This is a genomic window from Alterotamlana spongicola (assembly GCF_035818475.1).
Classification (GTDB): Bacteria; Bacteroidota; Bacteroidia; order Flavobacteriales; family Flavobacteriaceae; genus Cognatitamlana.
Genome location: NZ_JAYMGV010000001.1, coordinates 553,947 through 573,787 on the forward strand (window position 1 = coordinate 553,947; position 19,841 = coordinate 573,787).

A 19,841-nucleotide genomic window follows, 5' to 3' on the forward strand; every position below is an offset into this window, starting at 1 on the left:
ATAAACACATTACCTTCGTTTCTTCTTACCTCTAAACTTAGCCTTATTCTTTCGCCTGTTAAAAGGAATCGCATCATCAAAAGTATGCTTTGGCTTACCTGGTTTATTTTTACGCCATTTCTCATTTTTTTCAGGCAATAATACCTTTAGTAAATCCTGACGCCCCAGTTTATTCAACGTGTTTTTTATCCATGCCTTGTTTTCATCTTTATACCAAAAGAAAAAACGGTGCTGCTCATCTTTCTCTTTACGTGTTTTAGGCGTCTTAAACTTTTTTAGTGTATAAGGGTGGTAACCGCTATAATAAATTACTGTAGCCACAGTCATAGGTGTTGGAGTAAACCCTTGTACTTGCTCTAACTGAAACCCCATATCTTTAGTTTCGGCAGCAAGGTTAGCCATGTCTTCAGCTTCACAAGCCGGATGATTTGAAATAAAATATGGAATCAGCTGTAACTTCAGTTTGTGTTTTATATTAATCTTATCAAAACGCTCCTTAAACTTATGGAAGTAGGTAAACGAGGGTTTACGCATCAATTTTAGTACAGGATCGCTGGTATGTTCGGGTGCTACTTTAAGCCTGCCCGATACGTGTTTGGTCATAACCTCTTCAGTATAATCATCCAGCTCTTTGGGGTCAGCATTCTTATTAAATTCAGGTACCAGCATATCATGCCTTATACCACTGCCTATAAACGATTTTTTTACTTTTGGATGACTATCAACTGCCTGATACAACTGGGTTAACGGCTTATGAGAGGTATCTAAGTTACTACAAATCACAGGCGAAATACATGAAGGCGCAACACATCTATCACAAATTTCCTGCACCTTACCCTTCATTTTATACATGTTAGCACTGGGGCCTCCAATATCTGATAAATAGCCTTTAAAATCAGGCATGTTAGCCACCGTATCCACTTCACGCAACACGGACTCCTGGCTTCGGGATGCTATAAATTTTCCCTGATGCGCAGAAATGGTGCAAAAACTACATCCTCCAAAACACCCGCGATGAATGTTGATGGAAAACTTTATCATTTCAAAAGCAGGAATAGGCCCCCGTTTACTATACTTAGGATGTGGCAGTCTGGTATACGGCAAATCAAAAGAAGCATCAATCTCTTCTTCGGTCATTGTAGGATAAGGCGGATTAATCATCAAGGTTTTATCTCCTACCTCCTGAAAAATTCTTCGCGCAGCCAGCTTATTACTCTCCTGTTCAATAATCTTAAAATTGGATGCAAAAGCTTTTTTATCCCTTAAACAAGTTTCATGAGACACAATTTCAACATCTTCCCAATTACTATTTTTAGGTATTTTAGTATCAGTATTCAATAATACCGCGGTTTGCTTCACGGTAGTTATGCTACTAAAAGGCACCCCCTTTTGCAGTAAACGCACTACTTCACGCAAAGGCTGCTCTCCCATACCATAGACCAACATATCAGCTTTTGAGCTTTCCAAAATGGTAGGCATGAGTTTATCACTCCAATAATCATAGTGAGTTACACGACGTAACGACGCTTCAATCCCTCCAATCAATACAGGAACATCGGGCCACTTCTCTTTTAAAATATTAGAATATACCGTAGTGGCATAATCAGGTCTAAACCCAATATCTCCATTAGGCGTATAGGCATCTTTATCCCGGCGTTTTTTATTCGCATTATAATTACTAATCATAGGATCCATACAACCCCCAGTAACACCAAAAAACAATTTTGGAACTCCCAATTTTACAAAATCCTGAAGATTATCATTCACATTTGGCTGAGGTACAATAGCCACCCGTAATCCATAACTCTCTAAAATACGCCCAATAACAGCAGGCCCAAACGAAGGATGGTCTACATAAGCATCACCGCTAAACAGGATGACGTCTAACGCATCCCATCCGCGTATTTTCACCTCTTTGTTTGTGGTAGGCAACCAACTGGAAAGTTTTAACTCCTGCATAGCGTTGCAAAAATAGGTAAAAATGGGCTGCCTATATAGTTTAACATGCTCTAGATGTTAAAATTAGTAAGGAAAGTACACAAAAATCGACCGTCTATATATCTTTTATAATTTGCTATGAGTTTTGAAGAAGCCTGTATTCTAATAGTTTTATTAGTTACATTACCCAGTTATGCTCAAACCTGTTGTTCCGGAGGTATTCCATTATCAAATAACCTAGGCTTACCTCAGCAAGAAAAAGGCACGTTACAAATTGGCTTAAATTATGACTACAACAACCTGAACACCTTAAATAATGGCACAAAAAAATTAGATGATAACGCAAGATTGCGAATAACACACTCCGTTTTAATCAATGCCAACTATGCCATAACAAATAATTTGTCTGCCGAAACACTTGTTACATGGGTAAACCAGCGCAGAAAAATTGCTCAGTTTGGAAATGAAAATCTTGATCAAACCTCTGGTGTGGGTGATGCCGTATTTTTATTAAAATACCATTTTTCCAAATTAATTAAGAATAGTGATTTGAGCATAGGACTTGGAGCAAAAATTCCATTAGGTTCTTCTACAGAAACCAACGACCAAGGTATTACATTGAACGCCGACTTACAGCCTGGTAGTAATGCATGGGATATTATTTATTGGACATCGTTTTCCACAAGTCTAAATTTTAGACCATCATTAACCGTATCAGCAAGAGGGATTTACCGAAGTACTGGAACAAATAATTCGTATTTCGGGAATTCAACATATAAATTTGGAAATGAATTTCAAGGGTTCATTTCATTTACAGATCAGTTTTCATTTCTTAAAACCCTTGCCAATCCTAGCATTTCTTTTAAATACAGAAACGCTCAACTTGATAAGATTGGAGGTTTTGATTTAGATAACACAGGAGGCAATTGGGTATTTATTATTCCTAATATCTCCATAGACATCTCGCCATCAATCTCATTTTCAACAAATGCAGAGCTTCCTATTTACAGTAATGTAGATGGTACACAGTTAACGCCAACATATAGAATTACAACGGGTTTATTATTCAAAATAAAACCAAAATCGGGTTTAATAAACATTGAATAGATGCCATTGAAAAAACAAAAAATATAAACTCATGAAAACAAATTTTATTTATGTATTCTTAGTATTACTATTTACTTCTTGCAGTAGTGAGGGTAGTGAGGGTACTAATTCGGGATCGCAGCTCCCAGGAGGAAATAATGGTAGCGGAGGTAATACATCTGGATGGTTGATTCCCATATCTGAAGTAAAAGATGGCGGCCCAGGTAAAGATGGTATTCCATCCATAGACAGTCCAAAATTTATTAACCCTAATGAAGTTACTTTTTTAGATGACAATGATCTTGTTATTGGTATTGAAAAAAATGGTATTGCCAGAGCCTACCCTCATGTGGTGCTTGATTGGCATGAAGTGGTAAACGATGAATTTGAAGGAGAATCTATTACTATAAATTATTGTCCGTTAACAGGAACCGCCTTTGGTTGGAAAAGTCAATCCAATGGAGGAAAATCAACATTTGGAGTTTCGGGACTATTATACAATGCTAATCTCATATTATATGATAGAAATACAGATAGTAATTGGTCGCAATTACGTTTGGAATGTGTTAACGGCTCATTAATTGGTGATACACCAGATTTGGTTCATGTAATAGAAACCACCTGGAATACATGGAAAACATTGTATCCAAATACTAAAGTCTTGAGTACAGAAACGGGGTTTTCCAGAAATTATGATCAATATCCATATGGGCCTTATAAAACGGCCCATAGTTATTTCCTGTTTCAACCATCTATTATAAATAATGCATTACAAAACAAAGTACGTGTTCATGCTATTATTGATAAGGATAAATCCAAAGTATTTCAATTCACAAACTTTACCGGAGGTAAAACTATAAAAGATGAATTTAATGGTATAAATTACCTTATAGTAGGTAACGAGAATTTAATTTTCTCTTATAAATTAACCGGGGGTCAAGAAAACCTTGATTTTGAATATGATTTTAATAGCTCTCAAGGCGTCTTTTTTAAAGATAACGAAGGTAACAAATGGTCGGTTTTCGGAGAAGCTCTAGAAGGTCCACGAGCTGGAGAAACACTTAGCCCTTCAAGGTCTGTTATTAGTTATTGGTTTGCTATTGCCGTATTTTACCCTAATCCTGAAATCTATTCTTAACTGTAAAAGCTAAGGACGGTTTCAATTATTTTAATTACGAATTAGACATTAGTTCGGCAAGTTAAATTTTGCATGAAATAATCTCTCTTCACTATTTGGTAATCAAATATATAATCGTAAATTTGCAAACTCTTTTTGAGAGAGGAATGTTTAATAATTAAAAATCAATTAGTGTGGACACATTAAGCTACAAAACGATTTCAGCAAACAAAGCTACTGTAAATAAAGAGTGGGTTTTGGTTGATGCTGAAGGTCAGGCGCTTGGTCGTTTAGCTTCTAAAGTTGCAAAACTTTTAAGAGGTAAGCACAAGCCAAACTTCACACCTCATGTTGATTGCGGAGATAATGTAATCATTATCAATGCTGAAAAAATCACATTATCCGGTAACAAATGGACTGACAAGTCATACATTCGTCACACAGGATATCCAGGAGGTCAAAGAAGTTTAACTGCTACAGAATTGTATGGAAAAGATCCTGCAAGAGTAGTAGAAAAATCAGTTAAAGGAATGTTACCTAAAAACAAATTAGGAGCAAATTTATTCCGTAATCTAACAGTTGTTGTTGGTTCAGAGCATGCTCATGCAGCGCAAAAACCAAAGACAATTAACTTAAACGAATTCAAATAATGGATGTAATTCACAAAATTGGCCGTAGAAAAACGGCTGTTGCGCGCGCTTATGTTGCCCCAGGAAAAGGTAACATTACAATTAATAAAAAAGACTTAGCTAATTATTTTACTACTGCTACTTTACAGTACAAAGTAAAACAACCATTAGTTTTGACTAACAATGACGCCAACTTTGATATTACAGTAAATGTATATGGAGGTGGTATTACTGGACAAGCTGAGGCTGTTCGTTTAGCAATTTCTCGTGCTATGTGCGAAATTGATGCAGAAAACAGATTAACACTTAAACCAGAAGGTTTATTAACAAGAGACCCAAGAATGGTAGAGCGTAAAAAATTCGGTCAGAAGAAAGCGCGTAAGAAATTCCAGTTCTCTAAACGTTAATATCCAATTTCGATGTTATGCTGAGCGCAGTCGAAGCATCTCATCACTATTAATAAAATTAAAAACAGTTATTGTTGTCCTAGTCCAAAAGACAGGAATTAGTTTAGCATCTAAATGATTAAGGCGAATTTTTTAAATGACCACTTAAGCATTGCTAATTCAACAGAACGTAAACTATTACAAAATGGCAGTAGAAGTAAAAGAATTACTTGAAGCAGGTGTACACTTTGGACACCTTACACGTAAGTGGGACCCTAATATGGCTCCTTACGTATATATGGAGCGTAACGGTATCCATATTATTAATCTATATAAAACAGCGGCTAAAATTGACGAAGCTGGAACTGCACTTGCTAAAATTGCAGCATCTGGACGTAAAATTTTATTCGTTGCAACAAAAAAACAAGCAAAAGATATTGTTGCTGAAAAAGCCGGTGAAATCAACATGCCTTACATCACTGAAAGATGGCCGGGTGGTATGTTAACTAACTTTGTTACCATCAGAAAAGCTGTTAAAAAAATGGCTTCAATTGATAGAATGAAGAAAGACGGTACATTCAACACATTATCTAAAAAAGAACGTTTACAGGTTGACCGTTTAAGAGCTAAGTTAGAGAAAAACTTAGGGTCTATTAGCGATATGACACGTTTACCTGGTGCTTTGTTTGTTGTAGATATTAAACGTGAGCATATAGCGATTAAAGAAGCTCAAAAATTAAACATTCCAATTTTTGCAATGGTAGACACCAATTCTGACCCACGTCAGGTTGATTATGTTATTCCTGCAAATGATGACGCTTCTAAATCAATAGATAAAATTTTATCTCATGTATCATCTGCAATAGCAGGAGGACTGGCTGAGCGTAAAGCTGAAAAAGAGGCTACTGCAGCTGCTAAAGAGAAAGAAGAAGCTCCTAAAGCAAAAGCAGCTCCAGCCGAAAAAGCGGTTGCTGAAGAAGAAGAATAAATAACATTAATACAACACAAACAAGTCGTTTAGTTCTTTTCTTTGCAGAAATAAATTGAACGACTTTTTTAAATTATAAATACTATGAGTACTACAGTAAAAGTAACAGCTGCTGAAGTAAATAAATTAAGACAGGCAACTGGTGCAGGTATGATGGACTGCAAAAAAGCTTTAGTTGAAGCTGAAGGTAACTTTGATAAAGCTATTGAAGTTTTACGTAAAAAAGGGCAAAAAGTAGCAGAAAAGAGAGCAGATAGAGACTCTTCTGAAGGTGCTGCTGTTGCTAAAATCAATGCAGACCAAACTGAAGGTGTTGCAATTGTATTAGGCTGTGAAACTGATTTTGTTGGTAAAAACGAAAACTTTTTAGCCTTAGCAAATCAATTAGCCGATATTGCACTTAACACAAATTCAAAAGAAGCTTTTTTAGCGGCTGATTTTGGAGGAATGACTGTAGCTGAAAAATTAGTTGAGCAAACTGGAGTGATTGGTGAAAAGCTTGATATTACTTCTTTTGAAAAACTAGAGGCTGCTTATGTTGGTTCTTATGTTCATATCAATAAAATTGCTGCATTAGTAGGGTTAACTGCTAAGGTTGATAACGCAGATGTTTTAGTAAAAGATATTGCTATGCAAGTGGCTTCAATGGGAGCTACAACATTATCTTATAAAGATTTTGACTCGGCATATGTGGCATCAGAAACTGAAGCTAGAATTGCTGTTATTGAAAAAGATAATATTGAATTAGGTCGTTTAGGAAAAACACTTAAAAATGTACCTCAATATATTTCTATGGCACAATTAACTCCTGAAGTATTAGCTCAAGCTGAAGCAGACGCAAAAGCTGAATTAGCAGCTGAAGGTAAACCGGAAAAAATCTGGGATAGAATCTTACCTGGTAAAATGGAGCGTTTTATTTCTGACAACACAACTTTAGATCAGGAACAATGTTTATTAGATCAAAAATTCATCAAAGATGAAAAGAAAACTGTTGCAGCATATGTTTCTTCTTATGGTGAAGTTGAAATCTCAGGATTCAAACGTGCTACAGTAGGTTAAAACTCCTAAATTTCGCTTTAGCGAAAACACAATATATCAAAACCACGACTCTAATTAGAGTCGTGGTTTTTTTTATTCGAAAATTCAAGATTCATATAAATTCAAAAAATAAAAATTTTATGTAGTTTTGCTAAACTTCAATTTTTAAAATGACATGAGCCATAACAACTATGTATAACTTATACTTAAACGTTTTTTGGCAAATGACATCAGACCATAAAAAGAAATAGAAATTATCTAATGAAATACAAAAGAATCCTACTCAAACTCTCAGGTGAAGCCTTAATGGGATCACGCCAATATGGAATAGACCCGGAAAGATTAGCAGAATATGCCCAAGACATAAAAACCATAACAGATAAAGGCACAGAAGTTGCCATTGTTATTGGTGGTGGAAATATTTTTAGAGGCGTAGCCGGGGCTAGTAAAGGTATGGATCGGGTACAAGGCGACCATATGGGGATGTTAGCCACTGTAATTAATGGCTTAGCGTTACAAGGCGCTTTGGAAGATGCCGGTATCCCAACCAGATTACAGACAGCAATTAAAATAAACGAAGTTGCAGAACCATTTATTAGAAGAAGAGCTATGCGTCATCTGGAAAAAGGCCGCGTGGTAATATTTGGAGGTGGTACAGGAAATCCTTATTTTACAACAGATTCTGCGGCTGTATTACGCGCAATAGAAGTAGAAGCAGATGTGATATTAAAAGGGACGCGTGTAGATGGTATTTATAATGCAGATCCGGAAAAAGATACAACTGCTGTTAAATTCAACACAATTAGCTTTGACGATGTATTGCGAAAAGGATTAAAAGTTATGGATACTACAGCGTTTACGCTAAGTCAGGAAAATAAACTACCTATTATTGTTTTTGATATGAACAAAAAAGGAAATTTACTTAAAGTTGTTTCCGGTGAAAATATAGGAACCGTAGTTAATGTATAATACTGGCGTAGTTTTTGATTTAATCACAAAAAATTAAAATAATGAACGAAGACATACAATTTATAATAGATACAACAAAGGAGGCTATGGACAATGCCTTAAAGCACCTTGAAAAGCAGTTCTTAAATATTAGGGCAGGAAAGGCAAGCCCTGCAATGCTTGGAAGTGTTATGGTAGATTATTATGGCACACAAACCCCGTTAAGTCAGGTTGCTAATGTAAATACTCCTGATGGCAGAACCATTAGTGTACAGCCTTGGGAAAAAAGTATGCTTCAGGAAATTGAACGCGGTATTGCCTATGCAAATCTTGGATTCAACCCTATGAATAATGGAGAAACTATTATCATCAATGTTCCTCCATTAACAGAAGAGCGCAGAAAAGAATTAGCAAAACAGGCCAAATCTGAAGCTGAAGACGCTAAGGTTAGTATTAGAACAGCAAGAAAAGATGCCATGAATGACATTAAAAAGAATGATGACATCTCAGAAGACTTAAAAAAGAACACTGAAATTGACGTACAACAATTAACTGATAATTACGTTAAAAAGGCAGATGATCTTTTCGATAATAAAGAAAACGAGATCATGACCGTATAATCTAAGAGGCGACAATTTAGTCGCTTTTTTTATAATTATTTTGTTCTGAGATTGCGCTAATGTTAAAACGTTGTATTTTTCTTTTTGCTATACTTTGTACCATAAGCGTACAATCACAATCTTTAGTTGAGCATACCAAAGAACCCGCGAAAGATTCCATCAGAAAAAGCCTCTTGCTAAAAAGCATAGGAAATGGCTATTTACCAACAAAATATTTTAATTTCGATTTAAGATATTTAATTAAATACAACCAGTATGAGGGTATTAGAACTGGTTTTGGAGGTATTACCAATAATACATTTTCAGAAAAATATCGTGTAAACAGTTATGTGGTTTATGGGTTTAGAGATCACCGTTTCAAATACAGTCTTGGAGGAGGGTTTAGACTGGCCAAACAAACCAATACCTGGGTAAATTTATCATATACTGATGACCTGCAAGAAACCGGGAGTACAAAGTTTTTAACAGATAGCAGGGTATTTCAATTTTTTGAACCACGTTTATTAAACATTGATCTGTTTCACAAGCACATTACTAAAGCCATTAGTTTAGAGCATCAGGCAGGCCCAAAGCTTCTTACAGGGACCGAATTTGCAGTTAGCAATGTAGATCCTACCTATAATTATAGTTACGTATTAAATGAAAAGGAATTCAAGTCTTTTAACCTAAGTATGGTAAAAGTTGCATTTCAATGGGAGCCATTTAGTAAATTTGAATTGTCAAAAGGCCGGTATAAAAGGAAAAAATCGGGTTATCCCAAATTTACTATCCAGTATACAAAAAACTTTAATAATCTTTTTAAAAGTGATTTTAGCTTTTCAAAGCTTGACTTTAGAACCATTTATAAAATAGGAAAACAAGACGATACATTTTCAGAGATTATACTAGTTTCCGGAGTAGCTGGTGGGAATGCCCCTTTAACCCATTTATACCATGCTTACCCCAATAATATTACCAAAGAAAAGATATTACAACGCTTTTCAGTAGCCGGTTTAAACAGCTTTGAAACCATGTATTTCAATGAATTTTTTTCAGATAAATTTACCACCATTCAGTATAAATATTTTCTACCCTCGTTTAATTTTTCTGAGCGGTTTAAACCTCAGCTGGTATTAATAAGCAGATATGCTATTGGAGACATGAAAAGCCCTGAAAGACATCAAAATATAACTTTTGGGTCGCTTAGAAAAGGCTACACAGAATCCGGATTTGAAATCAATAAATTGTTATTTGGTTTTGGTTTGAGTTTTACATACCGCTATGGTGCCTATCACCTACCCAATATTAGCGATAATGTGGCATTCAAATTTACTTTTAATATAACACTGTAACCTTACTCAGATTATTCCTTACAACCTCAAAAGGAATCAACATCATATAAAAAATCATAAATCACAACAAAAGACAACCGATGATTACAATTCACATTTTTGATATGAATTCTATAGTCTAGCGTTTACTAAAATTTTATCATATTGGCTTTGTAATAAAATAAAACTCACATTATTAAGATAATAATAACAACGTAATACGTTCTATTTTTCTACCTTTGCAAATCTTTTAAATTAAGGCATGCTTAAACTTTTTACCAAAGATTTTTGGGACGTTATCGCAAGATTAATTTTACGCAATAAAATTATCATTCTTGTAGGTATTTTAATAGCAACTTTTCTACTCAGTCAGAAATGGGAAAATATGCGATTTACCTATACGGAAGCTAATTTATTACCTGACGGGCATGAGGTAAATATTAAGTATAATGATTTTCTAAAAAGATTTGGTGAAGAAGGTAATCTAATTATACTAGGGGTTAAGGACAGCTCCTTTTTTTCTGTTGAAAAATTGAATGCCTGGAACCAACTCTCAGAAAACTTTAAAAAAAATGATGCTGTTGAAACGGTAGTTTCTATAAAAGATCTTCAAAAACTTATTAAGGATACACAAAATGAAAGATTCAAATTAGAGCCTTTTATTAAGGATTCTATCAGTTCATTAGCACAAATAGGGTCATTACAAAATGAGCTTTTTGAAAAGTATCCGTTTTATGACAACTTCTTGTTCAACAAAGAAACCAAAACTATCAGAACTGCTATATATTTAAAAAAAGATATAGTAAACACCCCTACAAGAAAAGACTTTGTTGTTGACGTTTTAGTACCCGAGATAGAATCTTTTGAAGCACAAAACAATCTGGATGTCAGGATATCGGGTATGCCCTATATCAGAACCTTAAATTCGCAAAATATAGTGGATGAAATAGGTTTGTTCATTGTTGCTGCACTATTAGTAACCTCAATTATATTTTTCTTCTTTTTCAGATCTTTTAGAGCTACTTTCATTTCTCTCATTGTAGTATGCATAGGTGTTATGTGGACCCTAGGTATTATTGGATTTTTAAACTATGAAATCACTGTATTAACGGCGCTTATACCTCCTCTGATTATAGTCATTGGTATACCTAATTGTATATTTTTAATCAATAAATATCAGCACGAAGTAAAGCTGCATGGCAACAAGGTAAAATCGTTACAACGTGTTATTACTAAAGTTGGCAATGCCACGCTGATGACCAACGTTACCACGGCATCAGGTTTTGCTACGTTTATTTTAACCGAAAGTAAGCTTTTAAAAGAATTTGGTGTTGTAGCGTCTTTAAGTATTCTCGCTATTTTTATTCTATGTCTGCTTATAATACCAATTATCTATACCTTTTTACCATTCCCGAAAGACAGGCACCTGGAACATCTTAATAAACGCTGGATCGGTGGTTTTGTAGACTGGATGGAACGTATGGTAAAACAAAGACGCATCACCATTTATATAACCTCGGTAATTTTATTAGTGGCCAGTATTATTGGGATATATCAGATAAAAATTTCAGGCAGTTTAATTGAAGATATGCCCCAGGAATCTGATTTTGTTAATGATATCCGATTTTTTGAAGATGAGTTCAACGGTATTATGCCATTAGAAATCATGGTGGACACAAAACGTAAAAAAGGTGTCATGAAGCTCTCTACACTCAAACGCATGGATGAGCTTGAGGATTTAATTATAGAAACACCTGAGTTATCCAAACCCATTTCAGTAGTTAGTCTGGTTAAATATTCAAAGCAAGCGTATTATAACGGCAATACAAAATACTATCAACTGCCAACCTCTCAAGAAAATAGTTTTATTCTGTCTTATGCTAAAAATTCATCATCAAATGTAGATTTACTGAAGAACTTTGTGGACAGTACCGGTCAGTATGCTCGTATCACCACCTTTATGAAAGATATTGGAACCGATAAAATGGAGCGTATTGAAGAAAATATTCGAACTGAAATAAATAAAGTATTTCCAAAAGAAAAATATGATGTGACTATGACCGGTAAGGCTTTGGTTTTTCAAAAAGGGACCAAGTACCTAGTTAAAAATTTAGCCATATCGTTATCATTAGCCATACTGCTTATTGCGCTTTTTATGGCCTATATGTTTAGATCTACGCGCATGATTATTGTATCGCTTATCCCTAACCTTTTACCCTTATTAGTTACTGCAGGATTAATGGGCTACTTGGGTGTTCCTATAAAACCGTCAACTATATTGGTTTTTAGTATAGCCTTTGGTATTTCAGTTGACGACACCATTCATTTTTTAGCAAAATACAGGCAAGAATTACAAGCCAATAAATGGAAAATAAAAGTGTCTGTTTATGGCGCTTTACGTGAAACAGGTGTGAGCATGTTTTATACATCTATTGTCCTTTTCTTTGGCTTTTCTGTATTCACCATTTCTAGCTTTGGAGGCACCGTAGCTTTAGGAGCATTGGTATCTGCGACGCTTTTGTTTGCAATGTTATCAAATCTGTTGCTTTTACCTTCATTATTATTGTCGTTAGAACGTAATATTGCTAATAAGCAAGTGCTTAGGGAGCCTTCAATAAATATTATTCCTGAAGAAGATATCAATGATTTTCCTGAAAAACAATAAAGGTTACAGATTAAAACCATTATATAAGAATAAAAACAAAATTTTCATTATTTTTTGAATTTATAATTTCATTTTTAATTATTGAATCCATTATATTTACATTTCAAAACAAGTGTTTATGCAGTCAAGAACCGTTTCAGAATTATTATCACAAGAAATTTTAATACCAGAAGTAGAAATTAAAGGTTGGGTAAGAACATTTAGAGCAAATAGATTCATCGCTTTAAATGATGGTTCAACATTAAATAATATACAGTGTGTTGTAGATTTTGAAAATTTTGACGAAGCACTTTTAAAACGCATAACTACCGGTGCTGCTGTAAGTATAAAAGGAGAATTGGTTGAAAGCCAGGGAAAGGGCCAAAACGTTGAAATACAAGTTAATGAATTAAATGTTCTTGGTGATTCTGACCCGGAAACCTATCCTATTCAACCTAAAAAGCACTCTTTTGAGTTCTTAAGAGAACACGCACATTTACGTACCAGAACAAATACTTTTAGTGCCGTAATGCGGTTACGCTCATCTCTGTCTTTTGCCATTCATAAATATTTTAATGATAATGGTTTTTATTACATGCATGCACCAATCATTACAGGAAGTGATGCTGAGGGCGCAGGTGAAATGTTCAAGGTAACCAGTCTTGACTCTAAAAACCCACCTTTAACAGATCATGGTAATATTGATTATTCTCAGGATTTCTTTGGAAAGGAAACTAACTTAACCGTTTCAGGTCAATTAGAAGCCGAAACATATGCCATGTCTCTTGGAAAAGTTTATACCTTCGGACCAACATTTAGAGCAGAAAACTCAAATACTTCGCGACATCTAGCTGAATTTTGGATGATAGAACCGGAAGTTGCATTTATGGATTTAGCCGGTAACATGGATTTGGCTGAAGATTTTATGAAATCGGTTATTAAATATATTCTTGAGAATAACCGTGAAGATTTAGAGTTTTTAGACAAGCGTTTACAAGAAGAAGATAAAAGAAAACCGCAGGCAGAGCGAAACAGTATGACTTTAATTGAAAAATTAAACTTTGTTACAGACAATCATTTTAAACGTGTTAGTTATACTGAAGCTATTGATATTTTACGCAATTCAAAACCTAACAAGAAAAAGAAATTTAAATATTTAATTGACAAATGGGGTATAGACTTACAAAGTGAGCATGAGCGCTACCTAGTTGAAAAGCATTTTAAATGCCCAGTAATTTTATTTGATTATCCGGCAAATATAAAAGCGTTTTACATGCGTTTGAATGATGATGGTAAAACTGTAAGAGCCATGGATATTCTGTTCCCTGGCATTGGTGAAATAATTGGTGGTGCACAACGTGAAGAACGTTTAGATATATTAAAAGAAAAAATGGCCGCCATTAATATTCCTGAAGAAGAGCTTTGGTGGTATTTAGATTTACGTAAATTTGGTACTGCCGTTCATTCCGGTTTTGGACTAGGTTTTGAACGCTTAGTCATGTTTGCTACAGGGATGACTAATATTAGAGATGTTATACCTTTTCCAAGAACTCCCCAAAACGCTGAATTCTAGTAAAGATTTAGGCGATGTGAAACATTGGTATGACTTTGGTATACTAATCTCTTTTTTTATCTTTGATTCATATCCTTAAATCAAAACATGCTTAAACAATATTTACAATTTAAATTATCACAAAAGCTGTCTCCGCAGCAGATTCAATTGATGAAATTGATTCAACTGCCTACTCAAGCATTTGAACAACGTTTAAAGCAAGAGTTAGAGGAAAACCCAGCATTAGAAGGTGGCAAGGAAGATAGCCAAAATGAATTAGATGCTGATTTTGATAATTCTACAGATGAATTAAACGATAATGATTCTATTGACACAGATGATATCAATGTTGATGAATATTTGAGTGATGACGAAATTCCTGATTACAGGACCCAATCCAATAACTATAGCAGTGATGATGAAGAAAAAACCATGCCCTATGCAGCCGGAACTTCTTTCACACAGTATTTAATAAATCAATTAAATACATACAGGTTATCTGAAGAAGAACGGGATATTGCTGAGTTCTTGGTTGGTAGTGTTGATGAAAGTGGTTATATAAGAAGAGAATTAAGTGATATCATGGACGATTTGGCTTTTACCCAAAACGTTTATACTACAGAGGATACTATTGAAAAAGTATTAAAGATTGTGCATCAATTGGATCCTGCAGGAGTAGGAGCCAGAAATCTTCAGGAATGTTTAAGCATTCAACTACACAGAAAAACAAAAACAAAAGATACAGAATTAGCCATTAACATTATAGATAAGGCTTTTGATCAATTTACAAAAAAGCATTATAAAAAATTACTTCAAAAGTTTGACATATCTGAGTTAAAATTAAAGCAAGCTATTTCTGAAATAGAACACTTAAACCCGAAGCCCGGTGGATCTTATGCTGGAAATAATAGGATTATAGAGCATGTAGTTCCTGATTTTGCTATTAAGATTATAGATGGTGAATTAGAGTTAACACTTAATGGTAGAAATGCACCTGAACTACATGTATCCAGAGAATATAATAACATGCTTAAGGGCTATAAAGATTCTAAAGACAAATCAAAATCTCAAAAAGACGCTGTTATATTTATAAAACAAAAATTGGATGCAGCAAAATGGTTTATTGAAGCTATTAAACAACGTCAGCAGACTTTGTTTGTCACTATGAGTGCTATTATGCATTATCAAAAAGAATATTTCTTAACGGGTGATGAGCGCAATTTAAAACCCATGATTCTTAAAGATATTGCTGATGAAATTTCTATGGACGTTTCTACAGTATCCAGAGTAGCAAACAGTAAGTATGTTGATACACCTTATGGTACAAAATTGATTAAAGATTTCTTTTCTGAATCTATGAAAAATGACCAAGGTGAAGACATTTCAACTCGGGAAATCAAGAAAATTTTAGAAACTGTTATTGAAGAAGAAGATAAGAAAAAGCCATTGACAGATGAAGCATTAGCCTCAATTCTAAAAGAAAAGGGGTACCCTATTGCGAGACGCACTGTAGCCAAATACAGAGAACAATTAGATATCCCCGTAGCTCGTTTACGTAAAAAAATATAATGGATAAGCTGTTAAAGAGTATCTCATATATTTTCCACCCCTTGCTTATGCCCTTGATGGGGATTATTTTTTACTTTTTAAAATCACCCCGCTTTATTCCTGCAGAAATTATTCAAGCAAAGTTAATATTACTCTTTATATTAACTATAATGCTTCCTATTTTGCTTTATTTTCTTTTAAAAACCTTGGGGAGGGTCAATTCAATTTACCTCAATACAACAAGAGAACGCATATACCCCCTTTTATTGAATTGTGTTATTATTTTAATAGTGTTACAACGTATTATAACGCCAACCCAAGCTATTGAATTGTACTTTTTCTTTGTTGGGATACTTATTTCTAATATGGCCTGTTTAATACTTGCTATTATGAAATTTAAAGCCAGTATACACATGATTGGCATATCTGGATTATTTATGTTCTTTATAGCTTTAAGCATCCATTTTAGTATAAACATTAATGGTACCTTGGCCATTATGGCTGTAATAATTGGAGCGGTAGCCACATCAAGGCTTCACGTAAATGCACACAACTCAAAAGAGCTTGTTATGGGGCTATTTATTGGTGTCATTCCGCAATTAGTACTAATCCCTAATTGGCTATAAGTGTTTAAATTAAAGTGAATTTATTTTATTCTGAAGTCATTTTAGCGGGTATTATAATATGTAAAATATCAACCCTAATTTTATAACACTCATATCAATATTACTCCCCTCAAATTGCGCATTATTGGAAAAAATAGGATTTAATGCATAGTATACATTTATGTTCCAGGTATTATAGCCGGTGCTTAAGGTTAAACCATACCTGAATTTATTAAAATCAGTGTTATCTGTATACCTGAGTTTTCCCAATTCACCGTTATACTTTATACTATGTGCTAACATATAACTCAATTTAAAACCTACATAAATTCTCCAAAACTCATACTCTGTAAATGTTGATGTTCTCCACCTATATTCAATAGGTAATTCTATTAAATGTGTAGAAAATTTATTCTTGGTAAAGCTATTGTTATCTTCTATCTTGTTATAGGTAAAGCTACCGTTACTGTCTTTACTTATCAATAAATCTTGATTGTATGAATTAGTTGAATAACCTATACCAATCCCAAAAGCTTTATTCCTTGCTTTATTTATTGGTACATCTCTAATAAAACCCAGATTAAATCCTAATGAAAACCCATTTTGGGAGACGTCTGATGGTTTATTAATAAGTACATTATAGGATACTCCGGCATAAAATTGATCTTCTCTATATAAAGAATCAACTTCTGTAGGGTTTATGTTCTGAGCAAAACTCTGGTTAAAACATATTAAAAGTAGAAATATAGTACTATAAAACCTCATCAATTACAGTTACTTATTCAAGTATAATACTAATATAAGTATTAAATTATGAAAACATTTGAAACTTAAAAGGCGTCCTGATTTCAAGACGCCTTTCATATAAAATTAAGAGTGTAAAACTAATCTCTTCCAAATACACTACCTTTCTTGGTAGTATAATTTATCTTTAGTGCATTAACTTTACGTAGTTCTTGCTTAATATCTCCTATTAGTCCCATGTTTGCATCACTATCTACTTTTAAAGCAGTAGTTAGAAATGGCACTAATTCTTCTCGTTTTGAAGCGCGTTCTGCAGCAATAAATGCAGCAATTTCACTTACACTAGCAAAATCATCATTAAGCTGTATTCTTGCTTCAGTACCAAATTGCTTATAATTTGCACTTGGCTTTCCTGCATAGATATACATTACCAAATCTTTCTTATCTAGTTTTTCAACCTGATCTGCAAATGGTAATTTGTTTTCGATTTTTAAAGTGTTTTGTCTCATTACGGTTGCAACCATAAAGAAAAACAATAACATAAATACAATATCCGGTAAAGATGCTGTAGATATTGCCGGCAAATCACCTTTCTTTTTCTTATTAAATTTACCCATATTAATAAATGTTAAATTATTGTACTTCTGAAAGTTTTTGAGGATATTCAATTTTAATTTGATCAATCTTCTTTTTCAAATTATCCTTGTTTCCTGGCCAATTTACATCTTTATAATTAGCTTCCATTTCCTTAAAAGACTTTCCATAAAGTGCTTGAGCTCTTGTATTCCTTAATTCATTATATGCTGCTACCAATTCATTTTGGACGGCTATATATGTTTTATAAGAAGTTTCACGCTCGTTCTTCAAAGAAATGATCGCTTTATCCGGATTATCAGATGATGACGGGTCCTTCTTCCCTTTACAATAATCACATGATCCATCTCCTCCATTATCTAAGAATTCAACAGCTGCTAGCCTTAAATCCTTAAGTTCCATAATTTCATCTTCAACAAGTAACTGATCTTTACCATTTAATAAAACAGTAAAAATGTTTTTTTGCTTGATAATAACATCTTCTTCAGATTCTTCCATTGGAGGAAGTTTACGGTTAATACCTGAATCTGTTTCAATTGTTGTTGTTACTAAGAAAAATATTAATAATAGGAACGCAATGTCGGCCATGGAGCCTGCATTTACTTCTGGTGCTGCTCTTTTTGCCATAATTTTTTATTTATTAAATATTTTTTTTGCGCCACCATAAAGCATAGAACCAATTGCTAATACTGCAAGGATATAAAATGCATATAATCCGGCTCCAACAGTCTTTGATGTCCCTTCGTCTACATCTAAGCCTTTATCAGTAAAAGGCGTTAAATCTAGATCTGTTCCTGATGATATTGCAAAAGATAAGAATATTATTGCTGCAAATGCACCAACAGTTACTAAAGTCTTTTTAATATTACCGGCAAACAAACCTTTTAAAACAAATAATAAAACCAGCAACACTACAATACCTAAAACTACATAGGCTATGTAAAGCATGTTTCCACTCATACTTTGTGCAGTCTCATCGTCTCCCGTCATTATCATTAGTGCAAAAATCGCACCAATAATCGCAAGAGCAAAAGCTGCAATTTTTAATATTTTATGTAAACCCATAATTTTTTAGTTTTAAATTATTACTTTTTGTTTCTGATTAATAGATCCATTAACGTTATAGAAGCATCTTCCATGCTGTTAACAATGCTATCAATCTTAGCAATAATATAATTGTAAAAAATCTGAAGAATAATGGCTACTACTAAACCAAATACTGTTGTTAAAAGTGCTACTTTAATACCACCTGCAACAAGAGAAGGTTGCATATCTCCAGCAGCTTCAATTTTATCAAATGCCTGAATCATACCAATTACCGTACCCATGAAACCAAGCATTGGTGCCAAAGCGATAAATAATGAAATCCAAGATACATTCTTTTCCAATTGTCCCATTTGCACCCCTCCGTAAGCTACAACAGCTTTCTCAGCAGCGTCTATACCTTCATCAGTTCTATCTAAACCTTGGTAATAAATTGATGCAATGGGTCCTTTTGTATTTCTACAAACTTCTTTTGCAGCTTCAACACCTCCTGAAGATAAAGCATCTTCAACATCTTGTGTTAATTTTTTAGTATTTGTAGTAGACAGATTTAAAAAGATAATTCTTTCTATAGCAATTGCTAAACCTAGAATTAAACATAACAATACAATACCCATAAACCCTGGGCCTCCTTCAATAAATCTCTTTTTTAATTCTTGATGAAATCCAAGCTCTTCAGCAGCAGGTGCTTCTTCTTCTTGGGTCATACTCATTACAGTAGTTACGGCTGTAGTTGTGTTTGCAATTGTAGTTGCATTAGCAGTTCCAAATACCATCATTCCTGTAATGGCAAGGATAGAAAATAATCTTTTCATGTTCTAGATCTTAATTTTATTAGTTAAAGCGTTAAAGATATAAAAAAAAAGCAATTAAATAATAAAAAATAACAGCAGAGAGGAAGGGATTCGAACCCTCGATACCCTTTTGAGGTATACACACTTTCCAGGCGTGCGCCTTCGACCACTCGGCCACCTCTCTGTATTTTTAATTCATTAATTTACCGGGCTCAAATAACAAAAAAAACTTTGAACGCTAAAATTTTAGTCGTTA

19 protein-coding genes and 1 tRNA gene are annotated in these 19,841 nt (G+C 34.0%); 13 read left to right on the forward strand and 7 right to left on the reverse strand.

What is annotated here, in order from left to right; translation table 11 throughout:
* Positions 1 to 9: 9 nt before the first annotated feature.
* Positions 10 to 1,959: a YgiQ family radical SAM protein gene (locus VOI54_RS02315; protein ID WP_326281116.1), complete on the reverse strand. Its 1,950-nt coding sequence runs from the start codon at positions 1,957 to 1,959 to the stop codon at positions 10 to 12.
* 117 nt (positions 1,960 to 2,076) lie between these two features.
* On the opposite strand from VOI54_RS02315, the gene VOI54_RS02320 reads away from it, so the two are divergent.
* The 13 genes from VOI54_RS02320 to VOI54_RS02380 all read left to right on the forward strand — a co-directional run bounded on the left by VOI54_RS02320 (position 2,077) and on the right by VOI54_RS02380 (position 16,430).
* The gene (locus tag VOI54_RS02320) at positions 2,077 to 3,045 is read left to right on the forward strand and encodes a transporter family protein (protein WP_326281117.1); all 969 of its coding nucleotides are present in this window, start codon (positions 2,077 to 2,079) and stop codon (positions 3,043 to 3,045) included.
* 31 nt (positions 3,046 to 3,076) lie between these two features.
* Positions 3,077 to 4,162 carry a DUF3179 domain-containing protein gene (locus VOI54_RS02325; RefSeq protein WP_326281118.1) on the forward strand — a complete coding sequence of 362 codons (1,086 nt, stop codon included), beginning with the start codon at positions 3,077 to 3,079 and terminating at the stop codon, positions 4,160 to 4,162.
* Positions 4,163 to 4,335: 173 nt separating this feature from the next.
* Positions 4,336 to 4,791: a 50S ribosomal protein L13 gene (gene rplM / locus VOI54_RS02330; protein ID WP_326281119.1), complete on the forward strand. Its 456-nt coding sequence runs from the start codon at positions 4,336 to 4,338 to the stop codon at positions 4,789 to 4,791.
* Entirely contained in the window at positions 4,791 to 5,177 is a 387-nt protein-coding gene (gene rpsI / locus VOI54_RS02335) for a 30S ribosomal protein S9 (RefSeq protein ID WP_326281120.1), read from the forward strand. Before rplM ends, rpsI begins: the two co-directional genes overlap by 1 nt.
* Positions 5,178 to 5,361: 184 nt before the next feature.
* Positions 5,362 to 6,144 (forward strand): 30S ribosomal protein S2, encoded by a 783-nt coding sequence (rpsB, locus tag VOI54_RS02340; protein ID WP_326281121.1) that lies wholly within the window; start codon positions 5,362 to 5,364, stop codon positions 6,142 to 6,144.
* Positions 6,145 to 6,228: 84 nt separating this feature from the next.
* Positions 6,229 to 7,203, forward strand: a complete 975-nt coding sequence (gene tsf / locus VOI54_RS02345) for a translation elongation factor Ts (RefSeq protein WP_326281122.1) — start codon at positions 6,229 to 6,231, stop codon at positions 7,201 to 7,203.
* A 240-nt stretch (positions 7,204 to 7,443) separates the two neighbouring features.
* Complete coding sequence (gene pyrH, locus VOI54_RS02350; RefSeq protein ID WP_326281123.1) at positions 7,444 to 8,151, forward strand: UMP kinase; 708 nt, start codon at positions 7,444 to 7,446, stop codon at positions 8,149 to 8,151.
* A 41-nt stretch (positions 8,152 to 8,192) separates the two neighbouring features.
* Positions 8,193 to 8,750: a ribosome recycling factor gene (frr, locus tag VOI54_RS02355; protein WP_326281124.1), complete on the forward strand. Its 558-nt coding sequence runs from the start codon at positions 8,193 to 8,195 to the stop codon at positions 8,748 to 8,750.
* A gap of 59 nt (positions 8,751 to 8,809) precedes the next feature.
* A complete protein-coding gene (locus VOI54_RS02360) occupies positions 8,810 to 10,081 on the forward strand; it encodes a DUF5686 family C-terminal domain-containing protein (RefSeq protein WP_326281125.1) in 1,272 nt (423 codons plus the stop codon).
* 241 nt (positions 10,082 to 10,322) lie between these two features.
* Entirely contained in the window at positions 10,323 to 12,725 is a 2,403-nt protein-coding gene (locus tag VOI54_RS02365) for an efflux RND transporter permease subunit (RefSeq protein ID WP_326281126.1), read from the forward strand.
* A 118-nt stretch (positions 12,726 to 12,843) separates the two neighbouring features.
* Entirely contained in the window at positions 12,844 to 14,277 is a 1,434-nt protein-coding gene (gene asnS / locus VOI54_RS02370) for an asparagine--tRNA ligase (RefSeq protein WP_326281127.1), read from the forward strand.
* Between the two features lie 87 nt (positions 14,278 to 14,364).
* The gene (rpoN, locus tag VOI54_RS02375; protein WP_326281128.1) at positions 14,365 to 15,825 is read left to right on the forward strand and encodes an RNA polymerase factor sigma-54; all 1,461 of its coding nucleotides are present in this window, start codon (positions 14,365 to 14,367) and stop codon (positions 15,823 to 15,825) included.
* A 368-nt stretch (positions 15,826 to 16,193) separates the two neighbouring features.
* The gene (locus tag VOI54_RS02380; RefSeq protein WP_326281129.1) at positions 16,194 to 16,430 is read left to right on the forward strand and encodes a hypothetical protein; all 237 of its coding nucleotides are present in this window, start codon (positions 16,194 to 16,196) and stop codon (positions 16,428 to 16,430) included.
* 51 nt (positions 16,431 to 16,481) lie between these two features.
* Here VOI54_RS02380 and VOI54_RS02385 read toward each other — a convergent pair whose 3' ends face one another.
* From VOI54_RS02385 to VOI54_RS02410, 6 genes are all read right to left on the reverse strand, one after another.
* Positions 16,482 to 17,174 (reverse strand): porin family protein, encoded by a 693-nt coding sequence (locus tag VOI54_RS02385; RefSeq protein WP_326281130.1) that lies wholly within the window; start codon positions 17,172 to 17,174, stop codon positions 16,482 to 16,484.
* 119 nt (positions 17,175 to 17,293) lie between these two features.
* Entirely contained in the window at positions 17,294 to 17,770 is a 477-nt protein-coding gene (locus tag VOI54_RS02390; protein WP_326281131.1) for an ExbD/TolR family protein, read from the reverse strand.
* Positions 17,771 to 17,786: 16 nt separating this feature from the next.
* Positions 17,787 to 18,374: an ExbD/TolR family protein gene (locus VOI54_RS02395; RefSeq protein ID WP_326281132.1), complete on the reverse strand. Its 588-nt coding sequence runs from the start codon at positions 18,372 to 18,374 to the stop codon at positions 17,787 to 17,789.
* 6 nt (positions 18,375 to 18,380) lie between these two features.
* Complete coding sequence (locus VOI54_RS02400; RefSeq protein WP_326281133.1) at positions 18,381 to 18,812, reverse strand: hypothetical protein; 432 nt, start codon at positions 18,810 to 18,812, stop codon at positions 18,381 to 18,383.
* A 20-nt stretch (positions 18,813 to 18,832) separates the two neighbouring features.
* Complete coding sequence (locus VOI54_RS02405; RefSeq protein ID WP_326281134.1) at positions 18,833 to 19,606, reverse strand: MotA/TolQ/ExbB proton channel family protein; 774 nt, start codon at positions 19,604 to 19,606, stop codon at positions 18,833 to 18,835.
* Between the two features lie 75 nt (positions 19,607 to 19,681).
* Positions 19,682 to 19,769 (reverse strand) — tRNA-Ser (locus VOI54_RS02410).
* Positions 19,770 to 19,841 lie beyond the last annotated feature (72 nt).

Bases quoted from the DNA above. Each gene is read 5' to 3' on its own strand.
- VOI54_RS02320 (WP_326281117.1), top strand. From the start codon at position 2,077: ATGAGTTTTGAAGAAGCCTGTATTCTAATAGTTTTATTAGTTACATTA.
- VOI54_RS02360 (WP_326281125.1), top strand. From the start codon at position 8,810: ATGTTAAAACGTTGTATTTTTCTTTTTGCTATACTTTGTACCATAAGC.
- VOI54_RS02380 (WP_326281129.1), top strand. From the start codon at position 16,194: ATGAAATTTAAAGCCAGTATACACATGATTGGCATATCTGGATTATTT.
- rpsB (WP_326281121.1), top strand. From the start codon at position 5,362: ATGGCAGTAGAAGTAAAAGAATTACTTGAAGCAGGTGTACACTTTGGA.
- asnS (WP_326281127.1), top strand. From the start codon at position 12,844: ATGCAGTCAAGAACCGTTTCAGAATTATTATCACAAGAAATTTTAATA.
- VOI54_RS02365 (WP_326281126.1), top strand. From the start codon at position 10,323: ATGCTTAAACTTTTTACCAAAGATTTTTGGGACGTTATCGCAAGATTA.
- tsf (WP_326281122.1), top strand. From the start codon at position 6,229: ATGAGTACTACAGTAAAAGTAACAGCTGCTGAAGTAAATAAATTAAGA.
- VOI54_RS02315 (WP_326281116.1), bottom strand. From the start codon at position 1,959: ATGCAGGAGTTAAAACTTTCCAGTTGGTTGCCTACCACAAACAAAGAG.
- VOI54_RS02405 (WP_326281134.1), bottom strand. From the start codon at position 19,606: ATGAAAAGATTATTTTCTATCCTTGCCATTACAGGAATGATGGTATTT.
- VOI54_RS02385 (WP_326281130.1), bottom strand. From the start codon at position 17,174: ATGAGGTTTTATAGTACTATATTTCTACTTTTAATATGTTTTAACCAG.
- VOI54_RS02325 (WP_326281118.1), top strand. From the start codon at position 3,077: ATGAAAACAAATTTTATTTATGTATTCTTAGTATTACTATTTACTTCT.
- rpoN (WP_326281128.1), top strand. From the start codon at position 14,365: ATGCTTAAACAATATTTACAATTTAAATTATCACAAAAGCTGTCTCCG.
- VOI54_RS02400 (WP_326281133.1), bottom strand. From the start codon at position 18,812: ATGGGTTTACATAAAATATTAAAAATTGCAGCTTTTGCTCTTGCGATT.
- rpsI (WP_326281120.1), top strand. From the start codon at position 4,791: ATGGATGTAATTCACAAAATTGGCCGTAGAAAAACGGCTGTTGCGCGC.
- frr (WP_326281124.1), top strand. From the start codon at position 8,193: ATGAACGAAGACATACAATTTATAATAGATACAACAAAGGAGGCTATG.
- pyrH (WP_326281123.1), top strand. From the start codon at position 7,444: ATGAAATACAAAAGAATCCTACTCAAACTCTCAGGTGAAGCCTTAATG.
- VOI54_RS02390 (WP_326281131.1), bottom strand. From the start codon at position 17,770: ATGGGTAAATTTAATAAGAAAAAGAAAGGTGATTTGCCGGCAATATCT.
- VOI54_RS02395 (WP_326281132.1), bottom strand. From the start codon at position 18,374: ATGGCAAAAAGAGCAGCACCAGAAGTAAATGCAGGCTCCATGGCCGAC.